The following is a 16,561-nucleotide window of genomic DNA, read 5'->3' as shown; positions in this document are numbered from 1 at the left end:
ATTCGCCAAAAGCATGGTCGGTTGACCTGAGCAAATCGCCATGATGATCTACAGTGGTTCGCAGGCCGGTCAAATCCGCCCCCTGAAAAACTATAAAACCGATGAACCCAAGGAGAGTCTCAATGCCCTATGTTCCCGTTGCAGAGCTCAAAGATTATGTCGGCAAGGAACTTGGACGTTCCGAATGGCTCACCATCGATCAGGAGCGCATCAACCTGTTCGCCGAAGCCACCGGTGATTTTCAGTTCATTCACGTCGATCCGGTCAAGGCTGCGCAAACGCCGTTTGGCAGCACGATTGCCCATGGTTTCCTGTCGCTGTCGCTGATGCCGAAACTGATGGAAGACATCCTCGTGCTGCCCGAAGGCGTGAAGATGGTCGTCAACTATGGCTTGGACAGCGTGCGTTTCATCCAGCCGGTCAAGGTCAACTCGAAAGTCCGACTGAAGGTCGACATGGTCGAAGTCACCGAGAAAAAACCCGGCCAGTGGTTGCTCAAGGCTACCGCGACACTGGAGATAGAAGGCTCGGACAAACCGGCCTACATCGCCGAGCCGCTGTCACTCTGCTTCGTCTGATCATCCCGGATGCGAAGCAGCGCACGCTGTTTCGCGTCACGTCTGTATATATGCGACGCATAGCTGCGGCATACTCGGTCGCCTAATTGCCCGGATCCCGCTATGCGCTCAATCGCTCGACTTGCACCCCTTGCCCTGACCCTGATGCTCACCGCTTGCGGCGACGGCGAATCGCTGTTGCCGCCGGATGCGCGCCTGCCCGATGGCGGTCGCTATCGCGGTGAACTGGTCGACGGCTTGCTGCAGGGTCAGGGCCGCGTCGACTACCCCAACGGCAGCTGGTACGCCGGGGAGTTCGACAAGGGTCAGTGGCACGGGCAAGGCGAATGGCATGGCAGCAACGGCGAGGTCTATCGCGGCCAGTTTCAGCAAGGGCTGTTTGATGGTCAGGGCAGCCTGAGCACCAATGCCAGCAGTTACACCGGTGGCTTCAAGCAGGGCCGGCGTGACGGCGAAGGCACGCTGAAAGAAAACGGCATGACCTATCGCGGCGAGTTCAAGGCTGACCAGTATTCCGGCCTCGGCCGTCTGGAAATGGACGACGGCAGCTCCTATCAAGGCCAGTTCGCCCACGGCAAACCCAACGGCGAAGGCCAGCGCGGCGATGCCAGCGGCAATTCGTTCAGCGGGCATTTCGTCAACGGTCAACTGGAAGGCAACGGCACCTACAACAGCTCCGACGGCGATATCTACGTCGGCGGCTTCAAGAACAATCAACTGCACGGCAAGGGCCGCTACGAGAACGCCGACGGCGACGTCTGGCTCGGCCAGTTCAAGGAAGGCGCGCTGACCGGCAAGGGCGAACTGATTGGTGCTGATGGCAGCCATTACATCGGTGTATTCAATGACTGGCGCTTCACCGGTCAGGGCCGTTTGAACCTGGCCGATGGCAGCTTCTACATCGGCGGCTTCGACAACGACAGCTATTCAGGACGCGGTACTTTGGTGCTGACCGATGGCAGCGTGCTCAGCGGCACCTGGATCAACGGCCAACGCGTGCGCGACGCCGACGGCAAATTGCTCCCCGACACCCTCGAGCTCGGTTTGCTCGCCCAAGGCCGGTTGCTGGACGACGCACTGGCGGCGATTCCCGCTTCGACTCCGGCAGTCGAGTTGTACACCCTGACCCTCGGCGGCGACGGCAAGCAAAGCGTGTTCCTGCGTGAATCCGACTACGTCGCCAACATGCTCAACACGCGCTTCGGCGCCTTCGGCCAGATTCGTCTGGTCAATCATCGCGATCATCTCGGTGACCGGCCGATGGCCACCCGCGAAAATCTGCGCCGCGCCGCGCAAGCCCTCGCCGAACGCAGCGGGCCGGAAGATCTGCTGTTCATTTATCTGACCAGCCACGGCACCGCCGAGCATGAACTGGTGCTCGATCAGCCGCGCATGGAACTGGCCGATCTGCCGGCCGATGAACTCGCCGCCGTGCTCGCGCCGCTGAAGCATCGCGACAAGGTCATCGTGATTTCCTCGTGCTATTCCGGCGGTTTCATCCCGGCGCTGAAAGACGAACGCACGCTGATCATGACCGCCTCGCGCGCCGATCGGGTGTCGTTCGGTTGCTCGGAAGAAGCCAACTTCACTTACTTTGGCGACGCGCTGTTCGCCCAGGCGCTGAACCAGACTGATGATCTGGAACAGGCATTCAAACTGGCCAAGGCCACCGTCGCCGAACGTGAACTGGCCGACGGCTTCGAAGCCTCGGAGCCGCAGATCTGGGCGCCGAAAACCGTGCTGTCGCACTGGCAACTGCTGCGTAAACAGCAAGCGCGCAAAGCGTTGCAAAGCAGCGCATTGAACGACGCGGCGAAAAAAGGCAACTAAGCTGAACAGTATCAAGGGAGAGACACTATGTACTTGACGCCTCAGCACGTATTGCTTGCCGGAGCCACCGGACTGACCGGTGAACATCTGCTCGACCGTTTGCTCAACGAGCCAACGATTACCCGTGTCCTCGCCCCTTCACGCCGGCCGCTGGCCGAGCATCCGCATCTGGAAAACCCGGTCGGCGACCCGCAGGCGTTTCTGCCGCAGCTCAGTGGCCGGGTCGATATCGCCTACTGCTGCCTCGGCACCACGATCAAACAGGCCGGCTCCGAAGAAGCTTTTCGCGCAGTGGATCTGGACATGGTCGTGGCGTTCGCCAAGCGCGCCCGGGAGATGGGCGCGCGGCACCTGATCGTGATCAGCGCAATCGGCGCCGATCCGAATTCCTCAGTGTTCTACAACCGGGTCAAAGGCGAGATGGAACAGGCCCTGCGCGCGCAGAACTGGCCGCAGCTGACCATTTGCCGACCTTCGCTGTTACTCGGCGAACGCACCGAACCGCGTCTGGTCGAGCAACTGGCCGGGCCGTTGTCGAAGCTGATTCCGGGCAAATACCACGGCATCGAAGCGTGCCAGTTGGCGCGAGCGATGTGGCGCCTGGCGCTGGAAGAACAGGATGGGGTGCGAGTGATCGAGTCGGATGAGCTGCGAAAGTTAGGCAAATAACTCCGGGACTTTCAGAACCAAAAGATCGCAGCCTTCGGCAGCTCCTACAGAAGACCCCATTCCCCTGTAGGAGCTGCCGAAGGCTGCGATCTTTTGACCTTTACAATCCACCAGTCGCCTGAAAGCCCACGCCAATCACGGTGAGCAACGACAACGGCAACAACAGCGTATCGAGCAGCGCACTGGCCGGCAGGTCCACGCCCGGATAGCTCGGCGCTTCGGCACCGAACCGGTCCATCGCACAGCAGCCGCCGTTCAACGCATACAAATCCAGCCGCGTCCCGGCGTACACCACCGGTGCGCCGGGTTTGGCCGCATCCAGCGTGCGCACGGTAGCGCATCCAGCCAATTGCAGCGCCAGCACAAGCACCAGCAGCTTATTCATCGCTGCTCAGGTGATGCTCGCCCCAACGCGGCAGCATGTCCTGCGGGATGCCGAGCAGATTGAGGATCCGCGCCACAACGAAGTCGATCAGATCATCGATGGTCTGCGGCTGGTGATAGAAGCCCGGCGAGGCCGGCAGAATCGTCACGCCCAGATTCGACAGCTTGAGCATGTGCTCCAGATGAATGCTCGAGTACGGCGCCTCGCGCGGCACCAGAATCAACTGGCGGCGCTCTTTCAGGGTGACGTCCGCCGCGCGTTCGATCAGGTTGTTGCAGGCGCCGGTGGCAATCGCCGACAGCGTGCCGGTCGAACACGGCACCACCACCATGGCTGCTGGCGCGCCGGAGCCCGAAGCCACCGGCGACATCCAGTCTTCCTTGCCATACACGCGAATCTGCCCGGCAGCCGCGCCGGTGTATTCGGTCAGAAAGGCCTGCATCATCTGCGGTTTGTTCGGCAGGGACACGTCGGTCTCGGTGGCCATCACCAGTTGCGCGGCCTTGGAGATCAGGAAGTGCACTTCGCGATCCTCGCGCACCAGGCAATCGAGCAGGCGCAAACCGTACTGCGCGCCCGAAGCGCCGGTCATCGCCAGGGTGATGCGTTCCGGACCGCCGGCCTGGGAAAAAGTATTCATTGCAGCGCCTCGGCAAGCTTGCCGTGCAGGCCACCGAAGCCGCCGTTGCTCATGATCACCACGTGAGTGCCGGGCTGTGCCTGGCTCTTCACGCGTTCGATGATGCCTTCCAGGGAATCGCTGACAATCGACGGCACGGTGCATAACGCTGCGGTGGCGCCGAGGTCCCAGCCGAGGTTGGCCGGGGCATACCAGATCACTTGATCGGCATCGGCCACACTGTCGGGCAAACCGTCACGGTGGGCGCCGAGCTTCATCGAATTGGAGCGCGGCTCGATGATCGCAATCAGTGGCGCGTCGCCGATGCGTTTGCGCAGGCCGTCGAGGGTGGTAGCGATGGCGGTCGGGTGATGAGCGAAGTCGTCGTAAATGGTGATGCCGCGCACCTCGGCGACTTTCTCCATACGCCGTTTGACGTTCTTGAACGCGCTCAACCCGGCGATACCCATCGACGGCACTACGCCAACGTGACGAGCGGCGGCCAGAGCAGCCAAGGCGTTGGCGACGTTGTGTTGACCGGTCAACTCCCACTCGACGGTGCCCTGGGACACGCCTTCGAACATCACTTCGAACGCCGAGCCGTCCTCGCTAAGCAGCTTGACCTGCCACTGACCGCCGGCACCGGTGGTTTGCACCGGGGTCCAGCAGCCCATCTCGATCACGCGCTGCAACGCTGGCTCGGTGGTCGGGTGGATGACCAGACCCTCGCTCGGAATGGTGCGCACCAAGTGATGAAACTGACGCTCGATTGCTGGTAGATCAGGGAAGATGTCGGCGTGGTCGAACTCAAGGTTGTTGAGGATCGCAGTGCGCGGACGGTAGTGGACGAACTTCGAGCGCTTGTCGAAGAACGCGCTGTCGTATTCGTCAGCCTCGATCACAAAGAACGGCGTATCGCCCAGGCGTGCCGACACCGAGAAATTCTGCGGCACGCCGCCAATCAGGAAACCCGGGCTCATGCCGGCATGTTCCAGCACCCAGGCAAGCATGCTGCTGGTGGTGGTTTTGCCATGCGTACCGGCCACGGCCAATACCCAGCGACCTTGCAGCACGTGGTCAGCCAGCCACTGCGGGCCGGAGACGTACGGCAGGCCTTTGTTCAACACATATTCCACCGCCGGGTTGCCACGGGACATGGCATTACCGATCACCACCAGATCCGGCGCCGGATCGAGCTGTGCCGGGTCATAACCCTGCGTCAGCTGAATGCCCTGGGCCTCGAGCTGCGTGCTCATCGGCGGATAGACGTTGGCGTCGGAGCCCGTCACGTGATGGCCCAGCTCTTTGGCCAACACCGCCATCGAGCCCATGAAAGTCCCGCAGATACCCAGAATATGAATGTGCATAGTCGACCTCGTAAAACATGGCCGCAGGTTAGCGTAGGGAGGGGGAAATGGCACTCTTTAGCTGAAGGATGGAGACGGGTTGGCGGCTACATCTGCGCACGGCTTTAGACCGCAGCCCCTCACCCCAGCCCTCTCCCGGGGGAGAGGGAGCCGATCTCGGTCGCTTCAAATCCTGAGTTCGGCTCGATATTTCAGGTCGGCGTAAATCGCCAAAACACCTCGGTCAGTCCCCTCTCCCTCTGGGAGAGGGTTAGGGTGAGGGCTTTCAGCTGACACGCCGCTCAATTCCGTGTTTACGCAGTTTTCTATAAAGGGTGTTGCGGCTTACGCCAAGTTGCTGCGCGGTATGGGTCATATGCCAGCGCGTCTGCTCAAGCGCATTGAGCAATGCGACACGCTCGGCGTCGTCCAATGGCTGCGCGGCAATCTGCGCAGGCGCAGCCGCCGGTCGCGCCTGCCGAATCATCACCGGCAAATCCTCAACGCCGACCCGCCCGCCATCACACAACGCCGCCAGCGTGCGCAGGACATTGCGCAACTGCCGAACATTTCCCGGCCAATTGAACGCCAGCAGCGCCTGCCGCGCCGGTTCGTCGATCAGAATCGTTTCGCCTCCGGCCTCCTCGGCCAGGAGAAAATCCAGCAACTGCGATTTATCGCTGCGCTCACGCAATGCCGGCAACGCCACTTCCAGCCCGTTCAAGCGGTAATACAGGTCTTCACGGAAACTGCCGTCCGCGACTCGTTCGAGCAAATTGCGGTGCGTCGCACTGATGATCCGCACGTCCACCGCTTGCGGCTCGCCGCCAATCGGCACCACTTGCCGATCTTCCAGCACTCGCAGCAAGCGCGTTTGCAACGCCAGTGGCATGTCGCCAATTTCGTCGAGGAACAAGGTGCCGCCATCGGCCTGTTGCAGCTTGCCGCGCATGCCGTCCTTGCGCGCGCCGGTGAAGCTGCCGCCGCGATAGCCGAACAGTTCGCTCTCGATCAGGCTTTCCGGAATGGCCGCGCAATTGAGCGCGACGAAGGCGTTACCGGAGCGCTGGCTCGCCTGGTGCACAGCCTTGGCGAACGCCTCCTTGCCCGAGCCGGTTTCGCCGTTGATCAACAGCGGCACGTCGCGCTCGAACACGCGCAGGGCTTTGCGAAATTCCGCCTGCAACGCTTCATCGCCGAGGCAGATGCCGGACAGGCGTGGCGCTGGAGCAGCGATTGGCGTTGGAACAATGGCTGTCGGCTTGCGCGATTCGCCGCGCAACACCGCGAACAGATGCCGGCCATCACGGGTGCGCAGCGGCCAACTGGCGCTGGCGTTGGCACTCGCCCGCCCTAGCAGGTCATCCAGCGAACAATCGAAAAACGCTTCTACCGGTTTACCGAGCAAACCACCGCGAATATGCCCGAGCAGGTTCAACGCGCTCTGGTTGACTGCGCTGATCCGCCCTTCCCCGTCAAACGCCAGCAAGCCTTCGCTGAACAGCCCGACCGACTCGGCCTGCAGATGAAAACGCAGCAACCATTGGTTATCGAAGCAGCGCAGGAAGTAGCAACTCTCGATCATCTTCGCCGACAGATTGACCAGCGCCATGGTGTGGAACTGGCTCTGGCGCGAAACGTCATGGCGCGCCGAAGACACATCAAGCACAGCGAGCAATTCGCCATGCGGGTCGAACACCGGGCTCGCCGAGCAGGTCAGGCCGGTGTGGCGGCCGCGAAAGTGTTCGTCTTGATGAATGGTCAGCGCCTGGCGCTCGACCAGGCAGGTGCCGATGCCGTTGGTGCCTTCGCAGGCTTCGCTCCAGTCGGCGCCGAGCCAGAGCCCGGCGCGTTCGAAAATCTTGCGCTCGGCCGGCGCGGTGACGCAGTTGAGGATCACACCGCGCGCATCAGTCAGCAGCACCGCATGGCCGGCGCCGGACAGTTGCTGATGCAGGCTGCTCATCTCGGTGCCGGCGATTTGCAGCACTTGTTGCAGACGTTCGCGACTTTCCAGCACCCGGCCATGCTCAAGCACGGTCGGCGCCATGGTCACAGAAGGATCGAGGTGATAGTCCTCAAGGCAACGCAGCCACGAACGGGCGATCGATGGATCGGCGCCGGGGCCGTGCAGGTGCGGTTTGCCCTGGGTGACGGTGAGAACCTGGCGGGCATGGCGACTCAAATGGTTGTCGTGCATTTCTTATTGTTCTCCCCGAGAGGTCGACGCAATCCCATGTAGGAGTTGCCGCAGGCTGCGATCTCTTGATCTTGATCTTGAAAAACAAAATCAAAAGATCGCAGCCTTCGGCAGCTCCTACAGGTATTGCTGTTGGCTGAGGATCCCTCAGCCAACAGCGCATTGCAATGCCGGCAAGACTGTCCGGTCACGGGCTGTGCCGCAAGCGGTACAAACTGTCACCCGTGCTGTACCGAAACCGTCACAGCGCCACTCCATTCGTCCGAGACAAACCGGCCAAGCCCTTGATTTGCCTGACCTGCACGGCAGTGGCCCGAGCCTTGCTCTACGCTTATAGCAAGCGCACTTGCGCGTTTCTCTAATAAGTACAAAGCCAAGGAGAACATCATCATGCGTTACGCCCACCCCGGTACTGACGGCGCCAAAGTCTCGTTCAAGAGCAAGTACGGCAACTACATCGGCGGCGAGTTCGTCGCGCCGGTCAAAGGTCAGTACTTCACCAATACCTCGCCAGTCAATGGCCAGCCAATTGCCGAATTCCCCCGCTCCACCGCCGAAGACATCGACAAGGCGCTGGACGCTGCCCACGCCGCCGCCGATGCGTGGGGCGCCACTTCGGTGCAGGCGCGCTCGCTGATCCTGCTGAAAATTGCCGACCGCATCGAAGAACACCTCGAACTGCTGGCGATCACCGAAACCTGGGACAACGGCAAAGCCATCCGTGAAACCCTCAACGCCGACATCCCGCTCGCCGCTGACCATTTCCGTTATTTCGCCGGTTGCCTGCGCGCTCAGGAAGGCAGCGCTGCGGAAATCGACGGCAACACCGTGGCTTACCACATTCATGAACCGCTGGGCGTGGTCGGCCAGATCATTCCGTGGAACTTCCCGCTGCTGATGGCTGCGTGGAAACTCGCGCCAGCGCTGGCCGCCGGTAACTGCGTGGTGCTCAAGCCTGCCGAGCAAACCCCGCTGGGCATCTGCGTGCTGATGGAACTGATCGGCGACCTGCTGCCGCCGGGCGTGCTCAACGTCGTGCAAGGCTTCGGCAAAGAAGCCGGCGAAGCCTTGGCGACCAGCAAGCGCATCGCCAAGATTGCCTTCACCGGCTCGACCCCGGTCGGCTCGCACATCATGAAATGCGCAGCGGAAAACATCATTCCGTCGACCGTTGAACTGGGCGGCAAGTCGCCGAACATCTTCTTCGAAGACATCATGCAGGCCGAGCCGAGCTTCATCGAAAAAGCCGCTGAAGGTCTGGTGCTGGCGTTCTTCAACCAGGGCGAAGTGTGCACCTGCCCTTCCCGCGCGCTGGTGCAGGAATCGATCTATGACGAATTCATGCAGGCAGTGATGAAGAAAGTCAGCCAGATCAAACGCGGCGACCCGCTGGACACCGACACCATGGTCGGCGCCCAAGCGTCGGAACAGCAATTCGACAAGATCCTCTCGTACCTGGAAATCGCCAAGGGCGAAGGCGCGGAACTGCTGACCGGCGGCAAGGTGGAAAAACTCGAGGGCAGCCTGGCCACCGGTTATTACATCCAGCCGACCCTGCTCAAGGGCACCAACAAGATGCGCGTGTTCCAGGAAGAAATCTTCGGCCCGGTGGTGAGCATCACCACCTTCAAGGACGAAGCCGAAGCCCTGGCGATTGCCAACGACACCGAGTTCGGCCTCGGCGCCGGCCTGTGGACCCGCGACATCAACCGCGCCTACCGCATGGGCCGGGCGATCAAGGCCGGTCGCGTGTGGACCAACTGCTACCACCTCTATCCGGCGCATGCCGCATTCGGCGGTTACAAGAAGTCCGGCGTCGGGCGTGAAACCCACAAAATGATGCTCGACCATTACCAGCAGACCAAGAACCTGCTGGTGAGCTACGACATCAATCCGTTGGGATTCTTCTGATCCTGCGATGCTGATCGTTCCCACGCTCCGCGTGGGAATGCCTCAACGGACGCTCCGCGTTCGGTTTCGAAGGGACGCGGAGCGTCCCGGGCTGCATTCCCACGCAGAGCGTGGGAACGATCAGGTTCCTGGCTGTAGCCGGGCCAATAAAACAATAAAAATGGTGAACCCTATGCCAAGCGAATCCCCGGCTGGCGCTCCGGCGACCGGCTCCTCCGTCGACTTCGAAAAAGTCGGCTCTGATTATTTCCAACAACGCGAACTGAAAAAAGGCGCCGCCGGCTGGGTGCTGCTGGTGGGCCTCGGCGTCGCTTATGTGATTTCCGGCGACTACGCCGGCTGGAACTTCGGCCTCGCCCAGGGTGGCTGGGGCGGGATGTTTCTCGCCACGCTGCTGATGGCGACGATGTACCTGTGCATGTGTTTTTCCCTGGCCGAATTGTCCTCGATGATCCCCACCGCCGGCGGCGGCTACGGATTCGCCCGCAGTGCGTTCGGGCCGTGGGGCGGGTTTCTCACCGGCACCGCGATCCTCATCGAGTACGCCATCGCCCCCGCTGCCATCGCGGTGTTCATCGGCGCCTACTGCGAGTCGCTGTTCGGCATTGGCGGCTGGATGATCTATCTGGCGTTCTACATCATCTTCATCGCCATCCATATTTTCGGCGTCGGTGAAGCGCTCAAACTGATGTTCATCATCACCGCCGTCGCCGCCCTGGCGCTGGGCGTGTTTCTGGTGGCGATGGTGCCGCACTTCGACGTCGCCAATCTGCTCGACATCCCGGTGACCACTGCGGTCGGCGCCAGTGCGTTTCTGCCGTTCGGCTATGTCGGCGTATGGGCGGCGATTCCCTATGCGATCTGGTTTTTCCTCGCCGTTGAAGGCGTGCCATTGGCCGCCGAAGAAACCAAAAACCCCAAGCGCGACCTGCCGCGCGGTCTGATCGGGGCGATGCTGATGCTGCTGATGTTCGCCCTGCTGATTCTGATCGTCGGCCCCGGCGGCGCCGGTGCGAATTCGCTGCTGACCTCCGGTAACCCGCTGGTCGAAGCACTGAGCAAGGCCTACGGTGGCTCGACGTGGATGGGCAGCTTCGTCAATCTCGTCGGTCTGGCCGGGCTGATCGCCAGCTTCTTCTCGATCATCTACGCCTACTCGCGGCAGATCTTCGCGCTGTCGCGGGCCGGTTACCTGCCGCGCAAACTGTCGCAGACCAACAAGAGCAAGGCGCCGGTGCTTGCCCTGGTGATTCCCGGCATCATCGGCTTTGGTCTGTCGCTGACCGGCCAGGGCGATTTGCTGATTCTGGTCGCGGTGTTCGGCGCTACCATTTCCTATGTGCTGATGATGGCCGCGCATATCACCCTGCGCATCCGTCGCCCCAAAATGGACCGGCCGTACCGCACGCCGGGCGGCATTTTCACCTCGGGTGTGGCGCTGGTATTGGCGTGCATCGCCGTGGTGGCGGGCTTCCTCGTCGATCCACGGGTGGTGATCGGCGCGGCGATCATCTATGGAGTGTTAATTGCTTACTTTGCTTTCTACAGTCGGCATCACTTGGTAGCGGGCACGCCGGAAGAAGAATTCGCGGCGATTCAAAAAGCTGAACAAGCCTTGCACTGATTGTCGAAAACCACGGCGCAGACGCATTCTGCGCCGTCACGGAGAACGCTGAATGGCCAGTTTTGCTCACACGGTCGGCGCGCAGACTTACCGCTTCGACAGCCTCAAAGATGTCATGGCCAAGGCCAGCCCCGCCCGCTCGGGGGATTTTCTCGCCGAGATCGCCGCGCTCAACGACGGCGAACGGGTGGCCGCGCAAATGGCCCTGGCGGACATCCCGCTCACCCACTTCCTGCAAGAAGCGCTGATTCCCTACGAAGCCGATGAAGTCACTCGACTGATCATCGACACCCACGACAAACAAGCCTTCGCTGTGGTCAGCCACCTCACCGTTGGCGGCTTTCGCGACTGGCTGCTCAGTGATGCGGCGGACGAAACCAGCCTGCGCGCCCTCGCCCCCGGCCTGACCCCGGAAATGGTCGCCGCCGTGTCGAAGATCATGCGCGTGCAGGATCTGGTGCTGGTCGCGCAGAAAATCCGCGTGGTCACCCAATTTCGCGGCACCCTCGGTTTGCGCGGGCGCCTGTCGACCCGCCTGCAACCCAACCACCCGACCGACGAGCCGTCCGGCATTGCCGCGAGCATTCTCGACGGCCTGCTCTACGGCAACGGCGATGCAATGATCGGGGTCAACCCGGCCACCGACAGCATCGCTTCGATCTGCGCAATGCTGGAAATGCTCGACGCGATCATCCAGCGCTACGACATCCCGACCCAAGCCTGCGTGCTGACCCACGTCACCACTTCGATCGAGGCGATCAACCGTGGCGTGCCGCTGGATCTGGTGTTCCAGTCGATTGCCGGCACTGAGGCTGCCAATGCCAGTTTCGGCATCAACCTCAACGTGCTGCAGGAAGGCTACGACGCCGGGCTCAGTCTCAAGCGCGGCACTCTCGGGCAGAACCTGATGTATTTCGAAACCGGTCAGGGCAGCGCGCTGTCGGCCAACGCCCACCACGGCGTCGATCAACAGACCTGCGAGACAAGGGCCTACGCCGTGGCGCGACATTTCAAGCCGTTCCTGGTGAACACCGTCGTAGGATTTATCGGCCCGGAGTACCTCTACAACGGCAAGCAGATCATCCGCGCCGGCCTTGAAGATCACTTCTGCGGCAAGCTGCTCGGCGTGCCGATGGGCTGCGACATCTGCTACACCAACCACGCCGAAGCCGACCAGGACGACATGGATACCCTGCTGACGTTGCTCGGCGTCGCCGGGATCAACTTCATCATGGGCATCCCCGGCTCCGACGACATCATGCTCAATTACCAGACCACTTCGTTTCACGACGCTTTGTACGCCCGCCAGACCCTGGGCCTGAAACCGGCGCCGGAGTTCGAACAATGGCTGGCCAACATGGGCATCTTCACCCAGGCGGACGGCAAGGTTCGCTTCGGCAACAATCTGCCGCCGGCCTTCCGCCAGGCCTTGGCGCACTTGGGATGAGTCTTATGGAAAAACCACCGGTCGATCCGCAAAACCCCTGGCTGGAACTGCGCCGCCTGACCCCGGCGCGGATTGCCCTGGGCCGCACCGGCACCAGCCTGCCGACGCGGGCGCAGCTGGATTTTCAGTTTGCCCACGCCCAGGCCCGTGATGCCGTGCATCTGGCCTTCGATCACAGCGAAATCAGCGCACAACTGAGCGAGCGCGGGCGGGAAACCCTGGCGCTGCAAAGCGCCGCGCCGGACCGACACACCTATCTGCAACGCCCGGACCTGGGGCGCAAGCTCAGCGATGAATCGGCGCAGACCTTGCGCGACTACGCCAGCCAACATCCGGGCGGGGTCGATCTGGTGATGGTCGTCGCTGATGGCCTGTCGGCACTGGCGGTGCATCGCCACACCCTGCCGTTCCTGACGCGCCTTGAAGAGCAGATGAGCGGCGACGGCTGGTCCGTGGCGCCGGTGGTGCTGGTGGAACAGGGCCGCGTCGCCATCGGTGATGAGATCGGCCAGTTGCTCGGGGCGAAAATGGTGGTGATGCTGATCGGCGAGCGTCCGGGCCTGAGTTCGCCGGACAGCCTCGGGCTGTATTTCACCTATGCGCCGAAGGTCGGCCTCACCGACGCCTATCGCAATTGCATTTCCAATGTTCGGCTTGAAGGTTTGAGCTACGGCATGGCGGCGCATCGCTTGCTGTATCTGATGCGCGAGGCCTGTCGGCGGCAGCTGTCGGGCGTCAATCTGAAGGATGAAGCTCAGTTGCACACATTGGAGGCGGACGACGCTGTCGACATGAAAGGCAACTTCCTGCTCGATCCACCGCCAGCCTGAACCGTTTCCGCATTGCCTTTCTGCGCTGCTTTCAGGCAGGATCGACGCACGGCCGCCCGGGTTTCCCATCGCCGTCAGAGCAGTTGAAGACAGCCACTTGAAGACGAGACCTATCATGCGGATTATTCAAGCGACCCTCGAACATCTGGATTTGCTGACTCCTTTGTTCGTCAAATATCGCGAGTTCTACGGCTCCCTGCCTTACCCGGATTCCTCCCGCGCGTTCCTCGAAAAGCGCTTGCGCCGCAAAGAGTCGGTGATCTATCTGGCCCTGGCCGACGATGACGACAAGAAACTCATGGGTTTCTGCCAGCTCTATCCGAGCTTCTCTTCGCTATCACTCAAACGCGTGTGGATTCTCAACGATATCTACGTTGCTGAAGACGCGCGCCGGCAACTGGTGGCCGACAACCTGATCCGCACTGCGAAGAAAATGGCCAAGGAAACCCAGGCCGTGCGCATGCGCGTCTCGACCAGCGCGAACAACGAAGTGGCGCAGAAAACCTACGAATCGATCGGCTTCAAGGAAGACACCGAGTTCAAGAACTACGTACTGCCGATCAGCGACGAGCTCTGACTCCAACGGCTTCGGTGATGAGGGAGTTCGCTCCCTCGCCACGGCCGCCCCTTCCCTGACAATTGCTCACTTCGCGACACTCCCCGCTACAAAACCGGCGCGCTTTTCAGCGGTCAGACCGTATAATTCCGATCTTTCCGGCTTGTAAGAAAAACTACACCCCGCTGTAGGCTTACACGAAGTCATCCGCACAGGCCTGCCGAGTCGGGCCGTCATACAGGTGCCCCCATGGATTTCAACCCGCTCGACCTTATCCTGCATCTCGATGTGTATCTCGATTTGCTGGTGAACAACTATGGGCCATGGATCTACGCCATCCTGTTTCTGGTGATCTTCTGTGAAACCGGTCTGGTGGTGATGCCGTTCCTGCCGGGTGACTCGCTGCTGTTCATCGCTGGCGCAGTGGCGGCCGGCGGCGGCATGGATCCGGTGCTGCTCGGTGGCCTGCTGATGCTGGCGGCGATCATGGGCGACAGTACCAACTACGTGATCGGACGCACGGCCGGGGAGAAGCTGTTCAGCAACCCGAACTCGAAAATCTTCCGTCGCGACTACCTGCAAAAAACCCACGACTTCTACGACAAGCATGGCGGCAAAACCGTGACCATGGCGCGTTTCCTGCCGATCATCCGCACCTTCGCGCCGTTCGTCGCGGGCGTGGCGCGGATGCCGTACCCGCGTTTCTTCGGCTTCAGCGTGCTCGGTACCATCCTCTGGGTCGGCGGTCTGGTCACCCTGGGTTATTTCTTCGGCAACGTGCCGTTCATCAAGAAAAACCTCTCGCTGCTGGTGGTGGCAATCATCCTGCTGTCGCTGGTGCCGATGATCATCGGCGTGGTGCGCAGCCGGTTCGGCGGCACCAAAGTGCAATCGCACTGATCCGATGTGGTCACTGAGCGCCTGGCGACGCCGGCGCCTCCTGGCCAGGCACCCGATTGCCGACGACCTGTGGCAACGGGTGCGCCATCAACTCTCCTTCCTCGATGGCATCAGCGCGACTGAAGACCAGTGGCTGCGCGAAGCCTGCGTGCTGTTTCTCGACGACAAACACCTGACCGCCCTGCCCGGCGTCGAACTGCATCAGGAACAGCGCCTGCTGCTCGCCGCCCAAGCGCAGTTGCCGTTGCTGCATCTCGGTGATCTGAATTGGTACCAGGGTTTCCACGAGATCGTGCTGTACCCGGATGACTTCCTCAGCCCGCAACGTCATCGCGATGCCAGCGGCGTCGAGCATGAGTGGGACGGCGAACACAGCGGCGAAGCCTGGCAACAGGGGCCGGTGATTCTCGCCTGGCCCGGCGTACAGGCCAGCGGTGGCTGGGAAGGCTACAACCTGGTGATCCACGAACTGGCGCACAAGCTCGACATGCTCAATGGCGACGCCAACGGCCTGCCGCCGCTGCATGCCGACATGCGCGTCAGCGACTGGGCCACGGTGATGCAAGCCGCCTACGACGACCTCAACCGCCAGCTCGACCACGATCCCGACGCTGAAACCGCCATCGATCCCTACGCCGCCGAGAACCCGGCGGAGTTCTTCGCCGTCACCAGCGAATACTTCTTCAGCGCCCCGGATCTGCTCCACGAGGCTTATCCACAGGTCTACTTGCAACTGCAGCTTTTCTACCGGCAGGATCCGTTGGGCAGACTGCGGCAACTTCAGGCCACAGACCCGGTCTATCAGGCGCACGACTAAGCTCTGCACGACTTCTGGTACGTGGCGTCGGCGTAGGAATGTGCCTATAATCGCCGCCACTTTTTGGTCAATCCGGCCAAGTGTTTTTGGTCAACTACGGGGGCAACGCCCAATGAGCTACAGCAAGATTCCGGCTGGCAAAGACCTGCCGAACGACATCTACGTCGCGATCGAGATCCCGGCCAACCACGCGCCGATCAAATACGAAATCGACAAAGACAGCGATTGCCTGTTCGTTGACCGTTTCATGGCCACCCCAATGTTCTACCCGGCCAACTACGGTTACATCCCGAACACCCTGGCTGACGACGGTGATCCCCTCGACGTGCTGGTCGTGACTCCTTATCCGGTAGCGCCAGGCTCGGTAATCCGCGCCCGTCCGGTCGGCATCCTGAACATGACCGACGACGGCGGCGGCGATGCCAAAGTCATCGCAGTGCCCCACGACAAGCTGTCGCAGCTGTACGTCGACGTGAAGGAATACACCGACCTGCCGCCACTGCTGATCCAGCAGATCGAGCACTTCTTCGCGAACTACAAGGATCTCGAGAAGGGCAAGTGGGTCAAGATCGAAGGCTGGGCCGGTGCAGACGCCGCCCGCGAAGCGATCACCAAGTCGGTTGCCGCCTACAAGGGCTAAGCCATTGCGCTTTGCGTGACGCTTGAAAAAAACCCCGGATTTCCGGGGTTTTTTGTTATTGGCGTCTGCATAATCGACTCGGTTGTTCAGGTCGATGTAACTCGAAATACACCTTGGTCGGCCCCCTATCCCTCCGGGAGAGGGTTGGGGTGAGGGGCTCTTGAAAAAGCCCGACTAAACAAACCGTTTAAATTCCTACATGCAGTTTT

The 16,561-nt window shown here is 61.3% G+C and carries 15 protein-coding genes; 11 read left to right on the top strand and 4 right to left on the bottom strand.

Annotated features, from left to right (window positions below):
* Nucleotides 1-122 precede the first annotated feature (122 nt).
* The 3 genes from KVG85_RS23205 (at nt 123) to KVG85_RS23195 (ending at nt 3,077) form a co-directional block, all read left to right on the top strand.
* Complete coding sequence (locus KVG85_RS23205) at nt 123-578, top strand: MaoC family dehydratase (protein WP_016773011.1); 456 nt, start codon at nt 123-125, stop codon at nt 576-578.
* Between the two features lie 102 nt (nt 579-680).
* On the top strand, nt 681-2,408 hold the full coding sequence (locus KVG85_RS23200; RefSeq protein ID WP_217865138.1) for a C13 family peptidase: 1,728 nt from the start codon (nt 681-683) through the stop codon (nt 2,406-2,408).
* Nucleotides 2,409-2,435: 27 nt separating this feature from the next.
* Nucleotides 2,436-3,077, top strand: a complete 642-nt coding sequence (locus KVG85_RS23195; protein ID WP_016773010.1) for an oxidoreductase — start codon at nt 2,436-2,438, stop codon at nt 3,075-3,077.
* A 100-nt stretch (nt 3,078-3,177) separates the two neighbouring features.
* On the opposite strand, the gene KVG85_RS23190 is transcribed toward KVG85_RS23195, so the two are convergent.
* From KVG85_RS23190 to KVG85_RS23175, 4 genes are all read right to left on the bottom strand, one after another.
* Entirely contained in the window at nt 3,178-3,462 is a 285-nt protein-coding gene (locus KVG85_RS23190; protein WP_024014461.1) for a YceK/YidQ family lipoprotein, read from the bottom strand.
* The gene (gene ubiX / locus KVG85_RS23185) at nt 3,455-4,102 is read right to left on the bottom strand and encodes a flavin prenyltransferase UbiX (RefSeq protein ID WP_024014462.1); all 648 of its coding nucleotides are present in this window, start codon (nt 4,100-4,102) and stop codon (nt 3,455-3,457) included. The genes KVG85_RS23190 and ubiX overlap by 8 nt, the downstream gene beginning before the upstream one ends.
* The gene (gene mpl, locus KVG85_RS23180) at nt 4,099-5,448 is read right to left on the bottom strand and encodes a UDP-N-acetylmuramate:L-alanyl-gamma-D-glutamyl-meso-diaminopimelate ligase (protein WP_217865137.1); all 1,350 of its coding nucleotides are present in this window, start codon (nt 5,446-5,448) and stop codon (nt 4,099-4,101) included. The genes ubiX and mpl overlap by 4 nt, the downstream gene beginning before the upstream one ends.
* A gap of 265 nt (nt 5,449-5,713) precedes the next feature.
* Nucleotides 5,714-7,627, bottom strand: coding sequence for a sigma-54-dependent Fis family transcriptional regulator (locus KVG85_RS23175; protein WP_217865136.1), 1,914 nt, complete (start codon nt 7,625-7,627; stop codon nt 5,714-5,716).
* A 390-nt stretch (nt 7,628-8,017) separates the two neighbouring features.
* On the opposite strand from KVG85_RS23175, the gene exaC reads away from it, so the two are divergent.
* The 8 genes from exaC to ppa all read left to right on the top strand — a co-directional run bounded on the left by exaC (nt 8,018) and on the right by ppa (nt 16,352).
* Nucleotides 8,018-9,538 carry an acetaldehyde dehydrogenase ExaC gene (exaC, locus tag KVG85_RS23170; protein WP_217865135.1) on the top strand — a complete coding sequence of 507 codons (1,521 nt, stop codon included), beginning with the start codon at nt 8,018-8,020 and terminating at the stop codon, nt 9,536-9,538.
* Between the two features lie 172 nt (nt 9,539-9,710).
* Nucleotides 9,711-11,162, top strand: coding sequence for an ethanolamine permease (gene eat, locus KVG85_RS23165; RefSeq protein WP_217865134.1), 1,452 nt, complete (start codon nt 9,711-9,713; stop codon nt 11,160-11,162).
* Nucleotides 11,163-11,214: 52 nt separating this feature from the next.
* Nucleotides 11,215-12,609: an ethanolamine ammonia-lyase subunit EutB gene (locus KVG85_RS23160; protein ID WP_039761855.1), complete on the top strand. Its 1,395-nt coding sequence runs from the start codon at nt 11,215-11,217 to the stop codon at nt 12,607-12,609.
* A 5-nt stretch (nt 12,610-12,614) separates the two neighbouring features.
* Nucleotides 12,615-13,439 (top strand): ethanolamine ammonia-lyase subunit EutC, encoded by an 825-nt coding sequence (eutC, locus tag KVG85_RS23155; RefSeq protein ID WP_016773003.1) that lies wholly within the window; start codon nt 12,615-12,617, stop codon nt 13,437-13,439.
* Nucleotides 13,440-13,554: 115 nt separating this feature from the next.
* A complete protein-coding gene (locus KVG85_RS23150; RefSeq protein WP_016773002.1) occupies nt 13,555-14,016 on the top strand; it encodes a GNAT family N-acetyltransferase in 462 nt (153 codons plus the stop codon).
* Nucleotides 14,017-14,244: 228 nt separating this feature from the next.
* Nucleotides 14,245-14,895, top strand: coding sequence for a DedA family protein (locus tag KVG85_RS23145; RefSeq protein WP_016773001.1), 651 nt, complete (start codon nt 14,245-14,247; stop codon nt 14,893-14,895).
* 4 nt (nt 14,896-14,899) lie between these two features.
* Entirely contained in the window at nt 14,900-15,712 is an 813-nt protein-coding gene (locus KVG85_RS23140) for a M90 family metallopeptidase (protein ID WP_217865133.1), read from the top strand.
* 112 nt (nt 15,713-15,824) lie between these two features.
* Nucleotides 15,825-16,352, top strand: a complete 528-nt coding sequence (ppa, locus tag KVG85_RS23135) for an inorganic diphosphatase (RefSeq protein WP_003205933.1) — start codon at nt 15,825-15,827, stop codon at nt 16,350-16,352.
* Nucleotides 16,353-16,561 lie beyond the last annotated feature (209 nt).

Origin of the sequence: Pseudomonas triticicola, assembly GCF_019145375.1 — a bacterium.
GTDB classification, from domain to species: domain Bacteria; phylum Pseudomonadota; class Gammaproteobacteria; order Pseudomonadales; family Pseudomonadaceae; genus Aquipseudomonas; species Aquipseudomonas triticicola.
Note: the sequence above shows the minus strand (reverse complement) of the source record. Positions and strands in the feature narration are given on the sequence as shown.